The sequence below is a fragment of the Arthrobacter pityocampae genome, assembly GCF_002927275.1.
Lineage (GTDB): Bacteria > Actinomycetota > Actinomycetes > Actinomycetales > Micrococcaceae > Arthrobacter_D > Arthrobacter_D pityocampae.
In genome coordinates, this window is record NZ_PRKW01000005.1 from 505,637 (window position 1) to 524,133 (window position 18,497).

Sequence of the window (18,497 nt, forward strand, 5' to 3'; positions counted from 1 at the left end):
GGGGAAGGGCACGCCGTGGCGCGGCGCGGGGCGTCGGGTTGCGCGACCGCCCCGCAGGTGTCGCGTGGTACGAGGGTTAGGCTGGCCGCATGAGCGATCCAGGCAGAATCCGCGACATCGTCCGTGGCGTTCCGGTGTTCCCCGACGAGATGCCGCCCTTCGACCCGGCGGCATCTCCCGAATCCCCGATCGAGCTGTTCGTCGAGTGGCTGCAGCGGGCGGTGGCGGACGGCGTCGCCGCTCCCCACGCGGTCAATCTCGCGACCGTGGGGGACGACGGCCTGCCGGATGCGCGCGTCGTGATCCTGAAGGACCTCACGTCCGCCGGCTGGCAGGTGGCCTCCAGCAGCGACAGCCCGAAGGGCCGCCAGCTGGCGCAGCACCCCGCCGCCGCCCTGACCTTCTTCTGGCCGGAGGCCGGACGCCAGGTCCGGATCCGGGGTGCGGTCTCGACGGGCACCACGCAGGAGAACGACGCCGACTTCCAGCGCCGCCACCCGGTGGCCCGCGCCCTGGTGCTGGCCGGCGCCCAGAGCACGGTGGTACGCAGCCGGGACGACGTCGACGCCGCGGTGGCGGACCAGGTGCGCCGCCTCGAGGCGACGGACGGCCTCGCGTCGACCACCTGGACGGTCTTCACCGTGGCGCCCGACGCCGTCGAGTTCTGGCAGGCCGACCAGGAGCGGCGCCACACCCGCCTGCGCTACAGCCGCTCCGGTGAGGGCTGGCGCCGGGAGTTGCTCTGGCCGTAGGGCTGCTGGTCGCCCGCCTCACCCGGGCGCCCGCCCCGGGGAGTCCGACGTCGACGGCGTCCACAAGGTGGCGCCGGAGGGAGGCATGCCATGCTCCATCGTGTCCCGGCCGTCTGTGCTGCGGTCGCACTGACCCTCACGCCCCTCTGGCTCGTCGGGACGAACCCGTCCGTCGCGCGCGCCCACCCGCTGCTGCCGGGACTCCTTGCGGCGGCGTGCGTGCTGGGCCTCGTGATCGCCTGGCGCACCGCCCGCAGCCGGCGGCGTCCGCCGCGCCCGGGACGTCGTCGTGCCGTGCTCGCATCCGTCGCGGCGCTGCTCGCCATCGGGTCGATGGCCGCCCTCGCCTGGCTCGCACCGTTCCCGTTCAGCAACGGCACGCCGGGTGCCGCGCAGGGCTTCGCTCTCGCCGGGGTGGACTACCGGGAGGACGCCACGTCGATCACGCTCATCCCGGTGACGAGTTCCGTCCGCGGACTCGTCTTCTACCCCGGGGCCCGTGTGGAGGCGCTCGCCTACGTGCCGCTGCTGGCGAGGGTGGCCCAGGAGGGCACCACCGTCGTCATCCTGAAGGAGCCGCTCGGGATCTCGCTGCTGGACTCCGGTCAGGCCCGATCCGCGATGCAGGCGTACCCGGACCTGTCGGTGTGGGCGGTCGGCGGGCACTCCCTCGGCGGAGTCTCCGCGTCCATCGTCGCCCCGGAGGACGACGCCGTCGACGGGCTCGTGCTGTGGGCGTCCTACCCGTTGGAGGACCTGTCCGGCAGTGACCTGGAGGTCCTCTCGGTCAGTGGAGCGGAGGACGGCCTGACCACGCGCGCCGACGTCGAGGCGTCGCGGGCGCGCCTGCCGGCGGGGACGTCCTTCGTCGAGGTCCCGGGGGCGGTCCATGCCTTCTTCGGGGACTACGGGGAGCAGCCCGGGGACGGGACCGCGACGGCAGGTCGGGAACCGGCGCAGGAGATCATCGTCGACGCCACGGTGCACTTCCTGGCGTCCCTCGGGTAGGTCCTGTCCTGTGGGGAGCGCCCGGTCGCTGGTCCGCGCCGCCGTGGACGGACTCCCGCGATCGGAGGCGATCAGGGGGTACGGCTGTACGAGGCCCGCGGCCGGCGGCCGGTGCCCCCTCCCGCGAGCAGGTCGTCGATGAGTTCGTTCACGGCCTGGGCGATGCAGTTGCGTTCCTCGCGGGGGAGCGGGATGAGGCCGTGGAGGTAGGCGTCCATCTCGAACTCGTCGAAGAAACCGCCCGAATTGAGGTAGTGCAGATACACCTCGTGGAGGGTCAGGGAGGATCCCGCCATGGCCGTCCAGGCTGTCTGGGGCTGCAAGGTGGGCTCCTCGGGTCCAGGGTGCTCCGGACGGGGGCTGCCTGTCCTGGCGCCACGCTAGCCCGCCCGGCAGGGGGTGGACCCCCTATGCCTCATCAAGTTTCCGTCAAGACCCGTCCAGGCGGGCCCGTGGTGGCGAACATCGAATGTGACATCTACTTGATGTCGCTCGCGGCCCCGACGCGGTATAGTCGTAACAGGGCCTAGCAGCGGGCCATTGAACCACCATCGTGGAGCTGCCCCCATGCAATCCTCTTCATTTGCCGATCACCGTACCCTGACCGCGCCTCCCGCCGAGTCCCAGCCGTCCGGGCCGGACGCCGCAGCTGCGGTCTCCCAGGCCACCGCCTCGCGGTCGGATGACGGCGTCTTCCCCCAGGATCTCACCACCGTGTCGAACCGGCAGCTGAGGGTCCTGTGCAACCAGACCTACCGTGTCCTCGACCGCGACTTCCCGTCGATGGAGGCCATCTTCCAGTACGAGCTGCTGATCGAGGAGATCGAACGGCGCGAGGTGCAGGCCGAGACGCGCAGCGAACCCACGAAGGCGCGCAGCGGCTTCCGGGACAACTCCCTGTTCTCGCGCTTCGAACTCTTCAGCGACGGCACCATGGTGGGCCACGTCAAGTACGAGATGAAGGGTTCGCACGCCGTCCTGATCCAGGCGGTCGTCGATCCCCAGTTCGACCCCGTCGACGTCGAACCAGCGCTGATCCGCCGGGTCCTCCTCAATGCCCACCAGCGGCGCCTCGCCGTCGTGCCCTACTGCCCGCGGGTGCGGGAGTTCCTCCGGGAGTTCCCCCAGTACCGCGCACTGCTGCCCGTGGACCAGCGCAAGCGTCTCGAGGCTGCCCTGCGCGTCTCGGTGGACGCCTGAGCGGCCGACCCCGCCCGCCCGGACGCCGGGCCTCCGCTCAGGCGGAGGATCCGGCCGTCAGGAACCGGTTCCGCACCGTGATGAGGTAGCGGAGGTACGGCCGGAGCAGGGCGCGCTCTGCAACGGCCCCGACCACGCCGAACGGGGCGGTGAAGCGGATCCGGTCGACCATCGTGGTGATGCCGTCGGCCTCCGAGAACTCGTGGACGTGGCGGAAGTCGCGGAACGGGCCGCTACACTGCTCGTCCACGAACCGATGCGGTGCGTCGAACTCCGTGATGACGCTCGTCATCCGGACGGGGACACCGAAGTGCCAGGCACGCCACGTCACGTACTCGCCGAGGCCGATGAGCCCGCTCGTCACCCCTGCGACCGCCCGCTCCCGCGAGAAGCGCATCGATCCCGTATGGGCGTCGATGCTGCGTGAGCTGTCGAACAGGTCGGCCTGGCCCACCGTGGTGGTCGTCGTGCACGTGAACGCTACCGTCATGGCGCCAGTATCCCAGCCCGGTGTGCCGGATCCAGCCCGGTCGGATCCGGCGGGTGACGCGGCACGCCGCAGCCCGGCCGTGCGGCGGCTGCGACGCGCACCATCGGGTCAGGCGCGGACGAGCATCTTGCCGGTGTTGGCGCCGTTCATCATGTCCAGGAACGCGCCGACGGCGTTCCCGATGCCGTCCACCACGGTCTCGTCGAACACGATGCTGCCGTCGGCGAGCCAGCCGGTCATCCGCTCGGCGAACTCGGCCTGCAGGTCCTGGTGCCGGCCCACGATGAAGCCCTCCAGGTTGAGGGACCGCGTGACCAGGTTCCCCAGGTTGTCCGGGCCGGGGGCCCGCTCGGTGTCGTTGTACTGCGAGATCGCGCCGCACAGGGCGGCGCGGCCCCCGGTGTTGAGGCGGTCGATGGCGGCCTCGAGGTGGTCTCCGCCCACGTTGTCGAAGTAGACGTCGATCCCGTCCGGGGTGAGGTCGCGGAGCTGCCGGCGCACGGGGGCGTCCTTGTAGTTGAACGCGTCGTCGTAGCCGTACTTCTCCTTGAGGAGGGCCACCTTCTCGGCCGAGCCGGCCGAGCCGATCACGCGCGAGGCGCCCAGCTTGCGCGCCACCTGGCCGGCGATGGAGCCGACGGCGCCCGCCGCGCCGGAGATGAAGACGACGTCGCCCTCCTTCAGGCCGGCGACCCGCTTGAGTCCCGCGTAGGCGGTGAGGCCGGTCATGCCGGCGGCGCCGAGGAAGACGGAGAGCGGCAGGTCCGTCTCCGGCAGGGGCGAGAACTGGGCGGCCGGGCCCTGCGCCACGTCGCGCCAGCCGTAGCCGTGCAGGACCGCCGTGCCCACGGGCAGGGTCGCGGACGCCGATTCCGTCACCCGGCCCACTGCTCCGCCGGTCATGGTCTCGTTCAGTCCGAAGGGTGCGACGTAGGAGCGCGAGTCGTTCATGCGGCCGCGCATGTAGGGGTCCACGGACACGTACTCGTTGCGGACGCGCACTTCGCCGTCGTCGAGCGCGGGCAGGTCCACGGTGACGGTGGCGAAGTCCTCGGGGGTCGGCGTGCCGACCGGGCGCCGGACGAGCTGGATCTGGGTACTGACGGTCATTGCTGCTCCTCGTTCTCGGGTGCTTCCTGCTGATGCCAACCCGCTATCCGGAGGATCTATTCCGTTTAGAGGGCCCGGGCCAGGCGCGCGCGCAGTTCCGGCACCGCGGCCGACGGCGGGTCGGGCTGCGCTGCGCGGCCCCAGAGCCACAGGAGCAAGCCCTCCGGGTCCGTCCGAACGGTCGGGTGCCCGTTCGCGGTGGCATCGCGCGTGATCCTGACCTGCTCGGGGTCCAGGCGCACGTCCCAGGAGTGCCCGCCGGTCTCGAGGCGGACCACGGCCCCGGAGGCTGTGCGGTCCGGCCGGCTGCGCACGAGCATCACGGTCAGCACCTCGTCGATGCCGTCGACGGTGAGGTCGGGGTCGAGCCGCGTGGCCCCGCCTCCCGCCGCGTCCTGGAGGTCCACGCGGTGGATCGCGGTCTCGTGCGTGAGCCTCCGGATCCAGAATCCGACGGTCTGGTCCCACGGCACGAAGGTCTCCGCCGGGTCCTCGGGGCGGTGCCGGTCGAGCTGGTCGGTGAGGCTGGTGAAGGAATGCGTGAGGAGCGCCGGCGCCGGCAGGCTGCCGATGCTCACGGGGGGCCAGCCGTGGCTCGGGCGCTCGCCCGTCCTGATGGTCTCCGCCTTGTGCAGGAAGACGATCGCGGTGTGCCGTGCGAGGTCCTCGCCCGTCCAGCCCGGACACGCGGGTACGGGCAGGTCGAGGGTGGCGGGGACGAGGTCGGCGAGGATCCGGTATTCCCGGTCCAGCAACTCCCGGTACCGGTCGAACGGAAGGGCATGCGGGGAGGCCTGGTCCATCTATCGAGTGTAGGCGGGTGCGTCCGGGCCCGGTGATGTTACCGACGGGTAATGTCATGTGCATGCACCTGATCTTCCGCACGATGCTGCAGCTCTTCCTGTCCGGCAAGCGATCGCACCTCGAGATCTGGGGTGCCGGCAGCATCAGTCTCCGGGTCCTGCCGACGGACATCGACATCGCGATGCACATGAACAACGGCATGTACTTCTCGGTCTTCGACCTCGGCCGCTTCGACCTGATGGTCCGGAGCGGGGTGTGGCGGCTGATGCGCCGTCGGGGGTGGAGCCCGGTGGCCGCCGGGGAGACCATCAGCTTCCGCCGGTCGCTCCAGCTCGGCCAGCGCTACGCCGTGGAGACACGCATCATCGGCCTGGACGAGCGCGCCATCTACTTCGAGCAGCGCGCCGTGGCCGACGCCGAGATCTACGCGCGGGCCTTCATCGCCACGCGACTCGTCTCGTCGTCGGGCCCCGTCAGCAACGAGGAGATCCTCGAGGCCTTCGGCGCGCCGCCGGCGGACCTGGTGCTGCCCGAGTGGATCCACGAGTGGCGCCTCAACAACGCACTGCCCAGCACCCGGAAGCCCGCGCCCCACGCCTGGTAGGGCAACCGCTCCATCGTCCGGGAACAGTCGTCCGGGAACAACGGAGGGAGGCGGCCCGGCGGACCGCCCCCGTCGGTCGTGCACAGGCGGAAGAAGTTACCGGGTGGAAGCTTCTTTCGTGCGTCCGCGGACCAGTCGCTGCACGCCGTACAGTGCGAGGCCGATCGCGAGCAGGATGCCGGTGCGGAGCCAGATCTCGCCCGTCTGCTGGGTGAGCAGCAGGATGCAGGAGGCGATGGCGAGGTAGGGGAAGACCACCGGGATGTGGAAGTGCGTGTGCTCCACGGCGTCCTTTCGCAGGACGAGGACGGCGATGTTGGTGCTCAGGAAGACGAAGAGCAGCAGCAGGACGACGGTCTGGGAGAGGGACTCGAGCCCGCCGGTCAGTGTCAGCGCCATGGCGAGAAGCGTCGTGGCGACGATGGCCACCCAGGGGGTGCGGCGTCGGGGCAGGACGCGGTCGAAGACCGACGGGAAGAGTCCCTGCTCGGCCATCCCGAACGTGATCCTGCTCGACATGATCATGGTCAGGAGGGCGCCGTTGGCGACCGCGATGAGCGCCACGAGGCTGAAGAGCCAGCCGGGGATGCCCGCGCCCGTGGCGGCCACGACGTCGAGCAGCGGCGAGGTCGATCCCGCGAGCTGGTCGGGGGCGAGGGCGGCGGAGGAGGCCAGCCCGATCAGGAGGTAGACGACGCCGGCTGTGAGCAGCGCGCCGAACAGGGCCCGCGGGTAGACGCGGCTGACGTCATGGACCTCTTCGGCGACGTTGGCCGAGACCTCGAAGCCCACGAAGGAGTAGTAGGCGATGAGCGATGCCGCCAGCACGGCGGAGGCCGGACCCACGCCCGGAGGGAATTCGTTGACGCGCGAGAGGTCACCGTTGCCGGCCGCCAGGAAGATCCCGACGACGACGATCACGAGGACGAGGCCCGAGACCTCGATGACGGTCATGACCACATTGGTCCGCACCGATTCCTTGATGCCGCGCATGTTCAGCAGGCCCAGGAGGAGGAGGAAGACGAGCGCGGCCGGCGTCGCGGGGACATCGATGAACGTGGTGAGGTACCCGCCGGCGAACGCCTGGGCGAGTCCGGCGGCACTGGTCACGCCGGCGGCGAGCATGCAGAAGCCGACGAGGAACGAGATGAACGGGCGCTTGAAGGCGCGCTCGGCGAAGACCGCGGCCCCACCGGCCTTCGGGTACTTGGTGACCAGCTCGGCGTAGGACCCGGCCGTCAGGAGGGCGAGGGCGAGGGCGACCATGAGCGGCATCCAGATGGCACCGCCCACCTCCTTCGAGATGACCCCGACCAGGGCGTAGACGCCGGCCCCGAGGACGTCACCGAGGATGAAGAGGTACAGGAGCGGGCCGGTGATCCCGCGTTTCAGTCTGGTGTCGGCGTTCGGCTCGGTGATGGTCATGAGCGCCAGTGTAAACGAAACTACTAAGCCGGCTGGGTACTTTCTCATCCACACAACCGCTCGACGCGCCACCCCTACCGCCGAACGCGGGGCTGCACGCCGGCGGGTGTGACGCACCGCATAATTGCTTTCGACAAACAATGGCCGGGGGAGGCCACTCCAGCTGACAGAGAGGCCATCCATGAGTTGGCTCGACCGCGACCGCACCATCGCCCGGCCAGGGTTCAACCGCTGGCTGATCCCGCCCGCCGCGCTGGCCGTCCACCTGTGCATCGGCCAGGCGTACGCGACCAGCGTGTACAAGACCGCGCTGACAGCCCACTTCGACGCCACGCTGACGCAGATCGGCATCATCTTCTCGATCGCGATCGTGATGCTCGGCCTGTCGGCAGCACTCCTCGGCACCTGGGTGGACCGCAACGGCCCGCGCAAGGCCATGTTCACCTCGGCCGTGCTCTGGACCTCCGGGTTCCTGGTGGGAGCGCTCGGCATCTTCACGAACCAGCTGTGGCTCGTCTACCTGGGGTACGGGTTCATCGGGGGCATCGGACTGGGCATCGGCTACATCTCGCCCGTGTCCACCCTGATCAAGTGGTTCCCGGACCGCCCCGGCCTCGCGACGGGCATGGCGATCATGGGCTTCGGCGGCGGTGCGCTCATCGCGAGTCCCCTGTCCACGCAGCTGCTCCGCATGTACGACCCGAACTCGGGCGCCGAGGGCTGGGTGGCCAGCGGCGACGCCGTCGGGAAGCTGTTCCTGACCCTCGCCGTCGTCTACTTCGCCTACATGATGTTCGGTGCGTTCACCATCAAGGTGCCGGCCGACGGCTGGAAGCCGGAGGGCTTCGACCCCTCCCAGCTGAAGTCCAAGCCCCTCATCACCACGGACAACGTCTCTGCCGCGAATGCGATCAGGACGCCCCAGTTCTGGCTCGTGTGGGTGGTCCTGTTCTGCAACGTCACGGCGGGCATCGGCATCCTCGAGCAGGCCTCCCCGATGATCCAGGACTTCTTCCGCGGCGCGGACGGCACGACGGCGGTCTCCGTCGCCGTCGCCGGCGGATTCGTGGGCCTGCTGTCCATCGGCAACATGGGCGGCCGGTTCGGGTGGTCGACCCTCTCGGACCTCATCGGACGCAAGCGGATCTACATGGTCTACCTCGGCGTGGGCGCCGTCCTGTACCTGGTCCTCGCCCTGGCCGGATCCTCCACGACCCTGCTGTTCGTCGCGCTCGCCTTCGTGATCATCTCCTTCTACGGCGGCGGGTTCGCGACCGCGCCGGCGTATCTGCGGGACCTGTTCGGCACCTACCAGGTCGGGGCCATCCACGGCCGCCTGCTCACCGCGTGGTCCGCCGCCGGGATCGCCGGACCCCTGATCGTGAACGCCTTCCTCGACGCGCAGGGCACCCCGGGTGAACTCACCGCGGGCGCCTACCAGCCCGCCCTGCTCACCATGGTGGTGCTGCTGATCATCGGCTTCATCGCCAACCTGCTCGTCAAGCCCGTGAACGCCCGCTTCCACGAACCCGTCCGGGAAGCACCGAGAGAATTCGCAAAGGAGGCCTGACATGGCCGGAGCACGCATCACCGCCGTATGGGCACTCGTCGGAGTGCCCCTCGCCTACGGGATCGTCCAGACCCTCACCCGCGCCGCGGCCCTCTTCGGGGGCTGACCGGTTCGGGACCGTAGGAGTCCCTTCTGGGGGCGAACCGCCGCGGCGGGTGCTCAGACCCGGGGCAACGCCCCCACGGGTCCGGGCACCCGCCGCGGCGGTCTACCGTGGAAGACGACTCAGGAGGGCAGATGCACAACACCAGCACGCAGCACACCCGGGCCCTCGACCCCGGGGGACTCCCGCCGCTCGAGCAGGTCCGCGACGACGTCTGGTCCCTCGCCCAGCCCATGCCGGGCGGGCATCTCGCCTACTCCCTGACGTACCTGCTGCGGGGTACGGACGGCGGTGTGCACGTCGTCGACCCCGGGTGGGACTCCGACGCCAACTGGGACCGTCTGACGGCGGCGCTCGCCGCAATCGCGCCGGACGGCGTCGTCACCGGGATCACCGGGACGCACCTGCACCCCGACCACGTGGGCATGGCCGCCCGCCTGCGGCAGGCCTCGGGTGCGCCGCTGGCCCTGCACGGCGTGGAGCGTGCCACCCTGGAGCGGCACGGCACCCGCCTGTTCGACCCCGACGCCATGACCGGGCGCCTCGACGGGTGGGGCGTCCCGCACGAGCGCCGGAAGGAGCTGTCCCGGTTCGTGGATCGCTCGCCGGAGGGGCTCGCGCCGGCCGTGGACAGCACCCTGTCCGACGGCGACGTCCTGCCCGTCGCCGGCTTCCGGATGGTCGTGATGAGCACCCCGGGCCACACGGCCGGCCACATCTGCCTGCGCGACGACGACCGCGGGCTCCTCTACACGGGCGACCACGTGCTGCCCACCGTATTCGCCGGGCTGGGGCTCGGAGGCGCGACGCCGTCGAACCCGCTGGCCGACTACGTGGCATCGATCGGCCGCGTGCGCCGCTACGGGCACTACGAGGCGCTCCCCGGGCACGGCCACCGGTTCACCGGGTTGGGCGAACGGGCGGACGAGAGCGCCGCGCATCAGCTGAGGCGTGCGCGGGAGGTGGTGGCGGTCCTCGAGGCCGTGGAGGAGCCCACCGTCTGGGATCTCGCGTCGCGCCTGACCTGGACCGCGGGTTGGGAGGGCCTGCAGGGATTCCAGTTGCTGTCCGCGCTCTCCCAGACGGAGATGCACCGGGACTTCGTGAGGGCGCAGCCGCCGCCGCGGCCCTGAAATCTTCGGATTATTCCCCCAAGGCACTCCCCGCCCGAGCCGCTCGTCTATACGCTTCGGGAATGGAGACAGTCACGGAGGCCGACGACGTCGCGTTCGACCACGCCATCGCGGTGCTCGAGGAGCAGACGAGCGTGCTGTGGCGTCGGGAACGGACCACGTCCCACGCGCTCGCGAAGCACGTGCATCCCGATATGGAGCCGGCCGCCTACGGGATCCTGACGCTCCTGCAGCGGGAAGGATCCCTCCGGGCGACGGACATCGCCCTGAGCATCGGGGTGGGCAAGCCGTCGGTGAGCCGGCAGCTCGCCGGGCTGGAACGGCTGGGGCTCGTCAACCGCGAACTCGACCCGCATGACGCCCGCTCCCAGCGCGTGGTCCTCACCCCGCTCGGGCAGCGGCGGATCGCCATCGCCCAGAGCGGCCGACGCACGGCCTTCACGGCCCTGATGCGCAGCTGGAGGCCGGAGGACGTGGAGGCGCTCGGCACACTGATCGCCCGCCTCAACAGCACCTACACGAAGGACACCTGGTGAACGGTCACCCCGGGGCCCGGGGAAGAAGCGGATGCACAGCCTGCTGATGGCCGCCTAGATTGGATCCATGGCCCAGACGACACAGCACGACGACACACGCCCGCGGACCCCTTCCCCCCTCGAGCAGCTCGCCGAGGCGCACCGTGTGGGGACCACCTTCAAGGGATGGGACGGCAACCCTGCCCAGGTGAGCCCGGAGACACTCGTGGCGGTCCTCGCAGCGCTCGGCGTCGACGCGTCGTCCGACGACGCCGTCGCACGGGCCCTCGCCGACACCGCGACCGCCGCCTGGCGGTCGGTGCTGCCCGCCGTCGTCGTCGTGCGCCGGGGCGACACCGACCCCGTACCCCTCCATGTGCCGGCCGGCGCGGACGTCGAGTTCTGGGCCGTGGACGAGGACGGCGTCCGCCACCCCGGGACCGTCGGAGCAGCGGTGGAGGCACGGACGGTCGACGGCCAGGACCTCGAGCGGCGGGACGGCACGCTGCCGCACGGCGTGGACCTCGGCTGGCACACGCTCCACGCCCGCGTGGACGGGCAGGAGAGCACGTGCGCGTTCGTCGTCACGCCGGACCGGCTGAGCACGACGGCGGCGCTGGCCGACCACCGCGGCTGGGGCCTGATGGCCCAGCTGTACTCCGTCCGGTCCGCCGGCTCCTGGGGCATCGGCGACCTCGCGGACCTCGGCCGGGTCGCGCAGGCCGCCGCGCAGTACCGGGGCGACTTCGTGCTGGTGAACCCCCTGCACGCCGCCGAGCCGGTCCCGCCGGTGGAACCCTCGCCCTACCTGCCGACCACCCGCCGGTACTTCCACCCCCTGTACCTGCGCATCGAGGACATCCCCGAGTACGCGGACCTCGACACCCCGGCGCGGACGCGGATCGAGGAGCTGGCCGCAGGCTTCGCCGCCGCGAACACGGCCACCGACCTGCTCGACCGCAATTCGTCGTACGCCGCGAAACTGGAGGCCCTCGAACTGCTCTTCGCCGTCGAGCGCGCCGCCGCGCGCCGGCAGGACTTCGACGCCTACCGGGCCCACCAGGGCCGGGGGCTGGCCGACTTCGCCCTGTGGTCGACGCTCGCCGAGACGTATCCGCCGGACGCCCTGGAATGGCGCGACGTCGGACGCCCCGGCTCGGCCGCAGCCCAGGCATTCGCCGAGCGCCATGCGGGGCGGATCGAGTTCCACGCGTGGCTGCAGTGGCTGCTCGACGAGCAGCTGCGGGACGCCCAGCAGGAGGCCACCGACGCCGGGATGACCATCGGCGTGGTGCACGACCTCGCCGTCGGCGTCCACCCCAGCGGGGCCGACGCCTGGGCGCTGCAGGACGTCCTCGCCGCGGGGATCAGCGTCGGCGCGCCACCGGACATGTTCAACCAGCTCGGCCAGGACTGGAGCCAGCCGCCCTGGCACCCGGACCGCCTCGCCGCCTCCGGCTACACGGCGTTCCGCGACATGCTCCGCAACATCCTGCGGCACGCCGGCGGCATCCGGGTGGACCACATCCTCGGCCTGTTCCGGCTGTGGTGGATCCCGCAGGGCGAGGCGCCCGGCGCCGGGGCCTACGTGTACTACGACCACCGGGCCCTGATCGGCATCCTCGCCCTCGAGGCCGAGCGGGCCGGGGCGATCGTGGTGGGGGAGGACCTCGGGGTCTTCGAACCCGGCGTGCAGGAGTACCTGGCCGAGCGCGGCATCCTCGGCACGTCGATCCTGTGGTTCGAGCAGGACGCCGACGGCCCCCTCCCCCCGCAGGCCTACCGCAAGGGCTGCCTGACGACGGTCACGGTGCACGACCTCCCGCCGAGCGCCGGATACCTGGCGGGCGAGCACGTGGCGCTGCGCGAGAGGCTCGGGCTGCTCAGCCGGCCCGTCGAGGAGGAGCAGGCCGAGGACCGTGCCGTCCAGGAGAAGTTCCTGGACCTCCTCCGGGACCGCGATCTCCTCCCGGACGGCGCCGCCGGCGTCCCGGAGACCGTCGAGGCCCTGCACGCGTTCATCGGGCAGACCCCGTCCGTCCTGCTGGGCGTGGCGCTCGCCGATGCCGTCGGGGAGCGCCGTACCCAGAACCAGCCGGGCACCAATGACGAGTACCCCAATTGGCGCATCCCCCTCGCCGACGCCGACGGCAGGGCCGTCCTCGTCGAGGACCTCGCCGCGAACCGGCGCTTCGCCTCCCTCGTGGCGTCATTGGGCCTGCCCGCTGATCCAGGAGCGACCGGACCCGCCGCCTGAACGCAAGCGGGTGGTCCCCGGGGAGCTGCGGCCGCGCGGCGTGGTCGGATAGTGGGGTGGACGACTCCGAAACGTACGACGCCGTCGTCATCGGCGGTGGGATCGCCGGCCTGAGCGCGGCCCTCGTGCTCGGGCGTGCCCGTCGGCGCGTCCTCGTGATCGACGCCGGCACGCCCCGCAACGCACCGGCAGACGCCGCGTACGGGTTCCCCACCCGCGACGGCGCCACGCCGGAGCACCTCGTCGGCCTGGGGCGGGCCGAACTGGAGCCCTACGGGGTGCACTTCCTGGATGGCGTGGTCGACGGCGCGGAGGAGCGCGCGGATCTCTGGACCGTGACGACGACGGACGGCGAGGCGGCGCGGGGACGGCACCTGATCCTCGCGTCGGGCCTCCGCGACGTCCTCCCGGAGGTCCCCGGCGCACGGGAGGCATGGGGCCGCGGTCTGCTGCAGTGTCCGTACTGCCACGGCTGGGAGGTCAGGGACCAGGCACTCGGCGTGATCGGGTCCACCGGGGCCTCCCTGGCGCAGGCGCTGCTGCTCAGGCAGTGGTCGGCGGACGTGACCTACTTCCCGCATCGTCTCGGACCGGTACCCGAGGAGGACGCACGCCGGCTGCGCGCCCGGGGCGTCCGGGTGGTGGAGGGACCGGTCCGCGAGTTCCTCCTGGCCGGGGACGCCGACCACCGACCGCGGGCGCTGCTCGGCGTCCGCGTCGACGACGGGTCCGCGGACGGGGAGCGGGTTCCGTGCGTCGCCGTCTTCTGCGAGCCCGGAGCCGATGCGGGCTCCCCGCTGGTCGCCTCGCTGGGGTGCGAGCTGCGCGACGACGGCTGCATCGTCACCGACCATCTGGGGCGGGCATCCCGGATGCGGGTCTGGGCGGTCGGCAACGCCGCGGATCCGGCCGCCCACCTCGCCACCGCGGCCGGGGACGCCTACCGGACGGCGGTCGCCGTCAACGCGGTCCTGGTTCAGGAGGACTGCGCGGTGCTGCCGGACGCGGAGGGAACGGTGCGCGGCGGCTGACCGCCGCCGCAGGGATCACGGAAGAGGCGGGTCCCGACGTCGTGCCGGGGCCCGCCTCCTGGAGAACCGCTACTTCCCGAGATCCGTCCCGAGATCAGGGCGGGTGTCGCCGTCCTGGGCCTGGAACGGGGTGTCCTCGACGTGCCGGGGATCCCCACCGCTGGGGCCCGTGGTACCGGTACCCGGGGTCGCCGCAGGGGTGGTGCCGGCGCCGTCCTTCGCCTTGCCGGACTCGCCCTTTTTCAGGGCGCCCTTCAGGGAATCCTGCACCTCGGGGGCCTTGCTCTTGAGGGTGTCGGTGGTCGAGGCGACCGTGTCCTTCACCTTCGGGTTCTCCCACAGCTCCTGCGCCTTGGTCTTGAGCTGCTCGTAGCTCTCCCGGCCGGCGCGCGTCCCGAGGACGTACCCGGCGGCCATACCTGCGGCGAAAACAAGCTTGTTCTTCATGGTGCTCTCCCTTCGATGGACTGCGTTCCCTGTCGAATCTAGACCACGCGGTCGGCCGGGGCGAGAGTGGTCGCCGGGCGCAACGTGCGCTAGGGCCCTCCGGCACGAAGCGTCGGTGCCGGGCGCTAGGTTGGCGGCGGCAGCAACAGGACAGGGAGGCTCCATGCCCGAGGGGGACAGCGTGTTCCGGCTCGCCGCCCGCCTGCGCAGGTCCCTCGACGGGCGGACGCTGAGCCGTGGCGACCTCCGCGTCGCTGCGCACGCCACCACGCCGCTGGACGGCATGCGGGTCGCGGAGCACGTCACCCACGGCAAGCACCTGCTGACCCGGTTCGACGGCGGCCTGACCCTCCACACGCACCTGCTGATGCAGGGGTCCTGGACGGTCACGGCCCCCGGCAGGGCGCTGCCGCGGAAGCTCCTGCCGGATGCCCGGGTGATCCTCGCGGTGCATGACGGCCCGACGGCGTACGGGCTGGACCTGCCCGTCGTAGACCTGTTGGACACGCGGGCGGAGGGCGACGCCGTGGGCCACCTCGGACCGGATCCGCTCCGCGATGACTGGTCCGCGGACGAGGCGGTGCGCCGGCTGCGTCGCAGCCCGGGGGAGCGGGTGGCGGCCGCGCTGCTCGATCAGCGGAACGTCGCCGGGTTCGGGAACCTCTGGGCCAACGAGCTCTGCTTCCTGCGGGGCGTCCACCCCGACACGGTGATGGCCGACGTCGACGTCCCGGCGCTGGTGGCCCTCGGCGCCCGGTGCCTGCGGTTCTCGGCGACGCAGCCGGGCGCGCACCAGGTCACCACGGGGAACACCCGCCGGGGGGAGCAGCACTGGGTGGCGGGCCGCGCGGGCAGGCCGTGCCTCCGCTGCGGCACCGTCGTCCGTGTCAGGGCCGAGGTGCCGAACGACCCGGGCCGCCGTCGCACCTGGTGGTGTCCGCGCTGCCAGCCCCCGCCGGGCTGACGGCCGGCCGGGCACGGCACGGCGCCATGCGGGTCGTCACCGCCGCGTGGGTCGTCACTGCCGTGCGGGTCGTCACCGCCGCGCGGCGAGGGCGGCCCCGAAGGCCTCGGCGGAGGCGGCGGTGCTGTCGATGCGCCAGTCGGCCTCCTTCGCGATGTGGAACCAGACGAGCGCGACGACGTCGGGCTGTGCGGAGACGTACCCGAACAGCTCGGAGATCCACTGGGGCTTGGACCCGCCGAGCTCGGACGAGGCGGTCTCGGCGATCATGATCGGAGTACCCGGGGCGAGCTGCCGGAGCTGCGCGATGCCGTCGCCGAACAGCGCCTCGGGTCCCTGCCACGAGCTCCACGCCTGCGACGTGCCCCAGTTGTACCCGTCGAGTGCGACGACGTCGACGTAGGCCGCGCCCGGATACAGCTGGTCCAGGGGCGTGGATCCCGGGTAGGGCACGTTGGGATTCCAGACCCAGCGGATGTTCGTCGCCCCGGTCGAGGCGACGACGTCGTGCACGTGCTGGTACGCCGCGACGTAGTCGCCCGCGGTGTTGCCGTTGACGCCCGCGGCCCACGGGTACCAGTTCCCGTTCATCTCGTGCGCGAACCGCAGGTACACGGGCTGCCCCCAGCGTCCCAGGGCGGCGCCCCACTCGCGGAGGTGGGCGTCGAACTCGCCGGCCGCGATGCGGTCCAGGGAGTAGGCGGGCTGTTCGGTGCCACCACCCCAGGTCCACGGTTCCCAGGTCAGCAGCGTCTCCGCGCCGCGGGCCCGCACGGCGTCGAGCTCGGCGATGGGAGGGGGCTGGTTGAAGTCCTTGTAGGACAGCACGATCGACGGAGCCTCGCCCGCGAGGGCGGCGACGTCGTCGAGTTCACCGCCGGCCGCGGGCCCGCCGCCGGTGCCGACGCCGAAGCGGATTCCCTTCGGGCCGGGGGTCGGGTCGAGGACGGTGTAACCGGTCCTCGCGGTGGTGGTGCCGGACGTCGCCGTGATGTCCATCGTGCCGGTACCCGCCGGGACGATCGACACCCTGAAGGTGCCCGTCGACGACGTCGTCAGGGACGCGGTCGCGGTCCCGGCCACGACGCTCCCCCTGCTCTTCTTCGGGAAGCCCGCCCCGGTCACCGTGACGGCGGTGCCGGGCGCTCCGGCAGCGGCGCTGACGGTGATCGTTGCCGCGGCCTGAGCGGGTGCCGGCGTCGTGCCGAGCATCAGGACGGACAGCGCCACGAGGACGACGACGAGGCGCACGGAGGCCGCCCGGATCGCGGAGGCTGCGGGACGGGGAACGGGAAGCATGATCGGCACCTCGCTGGTTCGGTGGCCCGGCCGACCGCGAGGGTCCCGTGGCTTTGCGTCCCCGGCTCGCGCCGGGTTTGCCCTTGTCGCCGGGCGGTCGCCCGGGTGTGGTCGGTCCCACGGTGCGGCGGGACCCACCCCATTGTGCCGCCGACACTGCGCGGTGGGGGCCGGGTATCCCCGAACGACGGCGAAGGATTCCGGCAGGTCTTCCGCAGGGCTCCGCGGGCCGGTCCGCACCGCCGTGGCAGGGTGCGTGGGACGCCTCTCCAAGGGGGTGGCCCCGGCGGTATGCGCCCGTGCCCTTGGGAAATCGTGTGGGGTGGACCACAATGGATGGTGCGACGGGCTGGAGGCTCCCGTGGTGAGGCGTGCTGAGGGGACTGGATGAAGCAGAAGCAGAAGTTCACGGACACGATCGCGGCGCAGGTGGACGAGTTCAATCCGGCATTCGATGCGCACATCGGTCCGGCGCTCGCGGAGGTCTTCGCGATGGAGCAGGAGGAACTCCGTCGTGCAGGACTCCCGGACGGGATCGCCCGCGTGGGGGACAAGCTTCCCGACGTCCTGCTCTATGACAACGACCGGCGGCCGGTACCCCTGCGGGAGGTCCTCGGGGCGGCGGCAGCGATCATCGTCTTCTACCGCGGGGCGTGGTGCCCCTACTGCGGCATCGCCCTGCAGACCTATCAGCGGGAACTGAGTCCCATCGCGGAGACCTTCGGGACGCGACTCATCGCCATCAGCCCACAGGACCCCGACGTCGTGCGGAGGATGGCGCACGAGAAGGGGGTGTACCTGTCGCTCTACTCGGACGCAGGCAACGCCCTCGCCTCGCGGCTGGGGATCACGACGTCGCCCAGCCCCGAGTCGACGCTGGCGCGCATCGCCCTCGGGGTGGACGTCGCAGGGTCCACCATGGACCGGACCCCGACGATTCCGTACCCCACGGTGATCGTCGCGGACGCGACGGGCATCATCCGCTTCATCGACGTGCAGGTGGACTATACGCACCGCACGGAGACCGGCGACATCATCGGCGCTCTCGTGGCACTCTGATCCGACACCCGCGCCGACCGGCTCAGGCTTCCTTCACCTCGGCGTCGTCCTCGACGACATCGCCCGCGCCGTCGGCGGGGGCCTGGCTGTCGCGGGCCAGCTGGCGGCGGTCGAGCTCCTCGCGGAGCTCGTGGTACTGACCCTCGGTCTCCGCATCCACCTCACCGTCACGGATGTACTGCACATCCCGTGAGCGGTGGTTCCTGCTGTTCAGGATGTCGAGGTCATCCCGATCGATCAACGTCAGATCCTCCGGGAAGACCTTTTCGGGGTCCAACCTGCTGCTATCACTCACGAAGTACCTCATTCACGTGCCACAGATCCAAGGGCCCCGCTTCTAGAGGCGAGACCGACATTACCTCAACGGCCCCCTACATCCGGGCCTCCACCAGCCCATCCTCCTGCGTGCACAGGGGTACGGAGAGCAGGATGTGCGTTCCGTGGTCCCCTCCCGCCCGGGTATCCGCCCGCCCGATGTCTACCCGGGGGTCGACGACGCCCAGTAAGGTTGGGTGCAACGCCGCCGGTACTGATCGTGTCCCACTGCAAGAAGGTGGAAATGATGAGCGAGCAGCTCAGAGTGAACAGGGGCATGCCGTCCTCCCATCACGGCGGCAGCGAACGTGAGCGCGATCTCGCCACGGAACTCGCGGAGCTCGCGCGGTCGCTGCAGCGGGAACCGGACTCCGACGCGATCGTCGCCGGGTTCGTCCACGCGGCCGTGGA

20 protein-coding genes and 1 riboswitch are annotated in these 18,497 nt (G+C 71.3%); of the genes, 12 read left to right on the forward strand and 8 right to left on the reverse strand.

Annotated elements, in window-relative coordinates:
* The first annotated feature begins 89 nt into the window (after positions 1 to 89).
* The gene (locus tag C4K88_RS13895; protein WP_104122201.1) at positions 90 to 752 is read left to right on the forward strand and encodes a pyridoxine/pyridoxamine 5'-phosphate oxidase; all 663 of its coding nucleotides are present in this window, start codon (positions 90 to 92) and stop codon (positions 750 to 752) included.
* A 90-nt stretch (positions 753 to 842) separates the two neighbouring features.
* Positions 843 to 1,760, forward strand: coding sequence for an alpha/beta hydrolase (locus C4K88_RS13900; protein ID WP_104122202.1), 918 nt, complete (start codon positions 843 to 845; stop codon positions 1,758 to 1,760).
* Positions 1,761 to 1,831: 71 nt separating this feature from the next.
* Here C4K88_RS13900 and C4K88_RS13905 read toward each other — a convergent pair whose 3' ends face one another.
* Entirely contained in the window at positions 1,832 to 2,083 is a 252-nt protein-coding gene (locus tag C4K88_RS13905; RefSeq protein WP_146065697.1) for a hypothetical protein, read from the reverse strand.
* A gap of 244 nt (positions 2,084 to 2,327) precedes the next feature.
* Between C4K88_RS13905 and C4K88_RS13910 the strand changes: the two genes are divergently transcribed.
* On the forward strand, positions 2,328 to 2,960 hold the full coding sequence (locus tag C4K88_RS13910) for a GNAT family N-acetyltransferase (RefSeq protein ID WP_104122204.1): 633 nt from the start codon (positions 2,328 to 2,330) through the stop codon (positions 2,958 to 2,960).
* A gap of 37 nt (positions 2,961 to 2,997) precedes the next feature.
* Here C4K88_RS13910 and C4K88_RS13915 read toward each other — a convergent pair whose 3' ends face one another.
* From C4K88_RS13915 to C4K88_RS13925, 3 genes are all read right to left on the reverse strand, one after another.
* Positions 2,998 to 3,450, reverse strand: a complete 453-nt coding sequence (locus C4K88_RS13915) for an SRPBCC family protein (protein ID WP_104122205.1) — start codon at positions 3,448 to 3,450, stop codon at positions 2,998 to 3,000.
* A gap of 108 nt (positions 3,451 to 3,558) precedes the next feature.
* On the reverse strand, positions 3,559 to 4,560 hold the full coding sequence (locus C4K88_RS13920) for an NADP-dependent oxidoreductase (protein WP_104122206.1): 1,002 nt from the start codon (positions 4,558 to 4,560) through the stop codon (positions 3,559 to 3,561).
* Positions 4,561 to 4,625: 65 nt separating this feature from the next.
* Positions 4,626 to 5,363, reverse strand: a complete 738-nt coding sequence (locus C4K88_RS13925; protein ID WP_104122207.1) for a maleylpyruvate isomerase family mycothiol-dependent enzyme — start codon at positions 5,361 to 5,363, stop codon at positions 4,626 to 4,628.
* A 62-nt stretch (positions 5,364 to 5,425) separates the two neighbouring features.
* Here C4K88_RS13925 and C4K88_RS13930 point away from each other — a divergent pair, with 62 nt between their 5' ends.
* Positions 5,426 to 5,968, forward strand: a complete 543-nt coding sequence (locus C4K88_RS13930; RefSeq protein WP_104122263.1) for an acyl-CoA thioesterase — start codon at positions 5,426 to 5,428, stop codon at positions 5,966 to 5,968.
* A gap of 96 nt (positions 5,969 to 6,064) precedes the next feature.
* On the opposite strand, the gene C4K88_RS13935 is transcribed toward C4K88_RS13930, so the two are convergent.
* Positions 6,065 to 7,393: an APC family permease gene (locus tag C4K88_RS13935; protein ID WP_104122208.1), complete on the reverse strand. Its 1,329-nt coding sequence runs from the start codon at positions 7,391 to 7,393 to the stop codon at positions 6,065 to 6,067.
* Positions 7,394 to 7,574: 181 nt separating this feature from the next.
* Between C4K88_RS13935 and C4K88_RS13940 the strand changes: the two genes are divergently transcribed.
* From C4K88_RS13940 to C4K88_RS13960, 6 genes are all read left to right on the forward strand, one after another.
* Positions 7,575 to 8,963: an OFA family MFS transporter gene (locus tag C4K88_RS13940; RefSeq protein WP_104122209.1), complete on the forward strand. Its 1,389-nt coding sequence runs from the start codon at positions 7,575 to 7,577 to the stop codon at positions 8,961 to 8,963.
* 1 nt (position 8,964) lies between these two features.
* Positions 8,965 to 9,069: an MFS transporter small subunit gene (locus C4K88_RS18250; protein WP_434994787.1), complete on the forward strand. Its 105-nt coding sequence runs from the start codon at positions 8,965 to 8,967 to the stop codon at positions 9,067 to 9,069.
* A 131-nt stretch (positions 9,070 to 9,200) separates the two neighbouring features.
* On the forward strand, positions 9,201 to 10,199 hold the full coding sequence (locus C4K88_RS13945; RefSeq protein WP_104122210.1) for an MBL fold metallo-hydrolase: 999 nt from the start codon (positions 9,201 to 9,203) through the stop codon (positions 10,197 to 10,199).
* Between the two features lie 62 nt (positions 10,200 to 10,261).
* A complete protein-coding gene (locus C4K88_RS13950) occupies positions 10,262 to 10,735 on the forward strand; it encodes a MarR family winged helix-turn-helix transcriptional regulator (protein ID WP_104122211.1) in 474 nt (157 codons plus the stop codon).
* A gap of 67 nt (positions 10,736 to 10,802) precedes the next feature.
* The gene (gene malQ, locus C4K88_RS13955; protein WP_104122212.1) at positions 10,803 to 12,971 is read left to right on the forward strand and encodes a 4-alpha-glucanotransferase; all 2,169 of its coding nucleotides are present in this window, start codon (positions 10,803 to 10,805) and stop codon (positions 12,969 to 12,971) included.
* A 56-nt stretch (positions 12,972 to 13,027) separates the two neighbouring features.
* Positions 13,028 to 14,002, forward strand: coding sequence for an NAD(P)/FAD-dependent oxidoreductase (locus C4K88_RS13960; RefSeq protein WP_104122213.1), 975 nt, complete (start codon positions 13,028 to 13,030; stop codon positions 14,000 to 14,002).
* Positions 14,003 to 14,071: 69 nt separating this feature from the next.
* Here the strand turns inward: C4K88_RS13960 and C4K88_RS13965 are convergent, their stop codons facing one another.
* Positions 14,072 to 14,449: a YtxH domain-containing protein gene (locus tag C4K88_RS13965; protein ID WP_146065698.1), complete on the reverse strand. Its 378-nt coding sequence runs from the start codon at positions 14,447 to 14,449 to the stop codon at positions 14,072 to 14,074.
* Between the two features lie 163 nt (positions 14,450 to 14,612).
* Here C4K88_RS13965 and C4K88_RS13970 point away from each other — a divergent pair, with 163 nt between their 5' ends.
* A complete protein-coding gene (locus C4K88_RS13970; protein ID WP_104122215.1) occupies positions 14,613 to 15,413 on the forward strand; it encodes a DNA-formamidopyrimidine glycosylase family protein in 801 nt (266 codons plus the stop codon).
* Between the two features lie 72 nt (positions 15,414 to 15,485).
* On the opposite strand, the gene C4K88_RS13975 is transcribed toward C4K88_RS13970, so the two are convergent.
* Positions 15,486 to 16,712, reverse strand: coding sequence for a glycoside hydrolase family 26 protein (locus tag C4K88_RS13975; RefSeq protein WP_241521941.1), 1,227 nt, complete (start codon positions 16,710 to 16,712; stop codon positions 15,486 to 15,488).
* Positions 16,713 to 16,729: 17 nt separating this feature from the next.
* A riboswitch (cyclic di-GMP riboswitch) is annotated at positions 16,730 to 16,804 on the reverse strand.
* 295 nt (positions 16,805 to 17,099) lie between these two features.
* On the opposite strand from C4K88_RS13975, the gene C4K88_RS13980 reads away from it, so the two are divergent.
* Positions 17,100 to 17,771 carry a peroxiredoxin-like family protein gene (locus C4K88_RS13980; RefSeq protein ID WP_104122216.1) on the forward strand — a complete coding sequence of 224 codons (672 nt, stop codon included), beginning with the start codon at positions 17,100 to 17,102 and terminating at the stop codon, positions 17,769 to 17,771.
* 22 nt (positions 17,772 to 17,793) lie between these two features.
* On the opposite strand, the gene C4K88_RS13985 is transcribed toward C4K88_RS13980, so the two are convergent.
* A complete protein-coding gene (locus C4K88_RS13985; RefSeq protein WP_241521946.1) occupies positions 17,794 to 18,012 on the reverse strand; it encodes a hypothetical protein in 219 nt (72 codons plus the stop codon).
* Positions 18,013 to 18,497: the final 485 nt, after the last annotated feature.

Bases quoted from the DNA above. Each gene is read 5' to 3' on its own strand.
- C4K88_RS13935 (WP_104122208.1), bottom strand. From the start codon at position 7,393: ATGACCATCACCGAGCCGAACGCCGACACCAGACTGAAACGCGGGATC.
- C4K88_RS13915 (WP_104122205.1), bottom strand. From the start codon at position 3,450: ATGACGGTAGCGTTCACGTGCACGACGACCACCACGGTGGGCCAGGCC.
- C4K88_RS18250 (WP_434994787.1), top strand. From the start codon at position 8,965: ATGGCCGGAGCACGCATCACCGCCGTATGGGCACTCGTCGGAGTGCCC.
- C4K88_RS13970 (WP_104122215.1), top strand. From the start codon at position 14,613: ATGCCCGAGGGGGACAGCGTGTTCCGGCTCGCCGCCCGCCTGCGCAGG.
- C4K88_RS13965 (WP_146065698.1), bottom strand. From the start codon at position 14,449: ATGAAGAACAAGCTTGTTTTCGCCGCAGGTATGGCCGCCGGGTACGTC.
- C4K88_RS13940 (WP_104122209.1), top strand. From the start codon at position 7,575: ATGAGTTGGCTCGACCGCGACCGCACCATCGCCCGGCCAGGGTTCAAC.
- C4K88_RS13975 (WP_241521941.1), bottom strand. From the start codon at position 16,712: ATGCTTCCCGTTCCCCGTCCCGCAGCCTCCGCGATCCGGGCGGCCTCC.
- C4K88_RS13950 (WP_104122211.1), top strand. From the start codon at position 10,262: ATGGAGACAGTCACGGAGGCCGACGACGTCGCGTTCGACCACGCCATC.
- C4K88_RS13920 (WP_104122206.1), bottom strand. From the start codon at position 4,560: ATGACCGTCAGTACCCAGATCCAGCTCGTCCGGCGCCCGGTCGGCACG.
- malQ (WP_104122212.1), top strand. From the start codon at position 10,803: ATGGCCCAGACGACACAGCACGACGACACACGCCCGCGGACCCCTTCC.
- C4K88_RS13895 (WP_104122201.1), top strand. From the start codon at position 90: ATGAGCGATCCAGGCAGAATCCGCGACATCGTCCGTGGCGTTCCGGTG.
- C4K88_RS13930 (WP_104122263.1), top strand. From the start codon at position 5,426: ATGCACCTGATCTTCCGCACGATGCTGCAGCTCTTCCTGTCCGGCAAG.
- C4K88_RS13910 (WP_104122204.1), top strand. From the start codon at position 2,328: ATGCAATCCTCTTCATTTGCCGATCACCGTACCCTGACCGCGCCTCCC.
- C4K88_RS13980 (WP_104122216.1), top strand. From the start codon at position 17,100: ATGAAGCAGAAGCAGAAGTTCACGGACACGATCGCGGCGCAGGTGGAC.
- C4K88_RS13925 (WP_104122207.1), bottom strand. From the start codon at position 5,363: ATGGACCAGGCCTCCCCGCATGCCCTTCCGTTCGACCGGTACCGGGAG.
- C4K88_RS13900 (WP_104122202.1), top strand. From the start codon at position 843: ATGCTCCATCGTGTCCCGGCCGTCTGTGCTGCGGTCGCACTGACCCTC.
- C4K88_RS13945 (WP_104122210.1), top strand. From the start codon at position 9,201: ATGCACAACACCAGCACGCAGCACACCCGGGCCCTCGACCCCGGGGGA.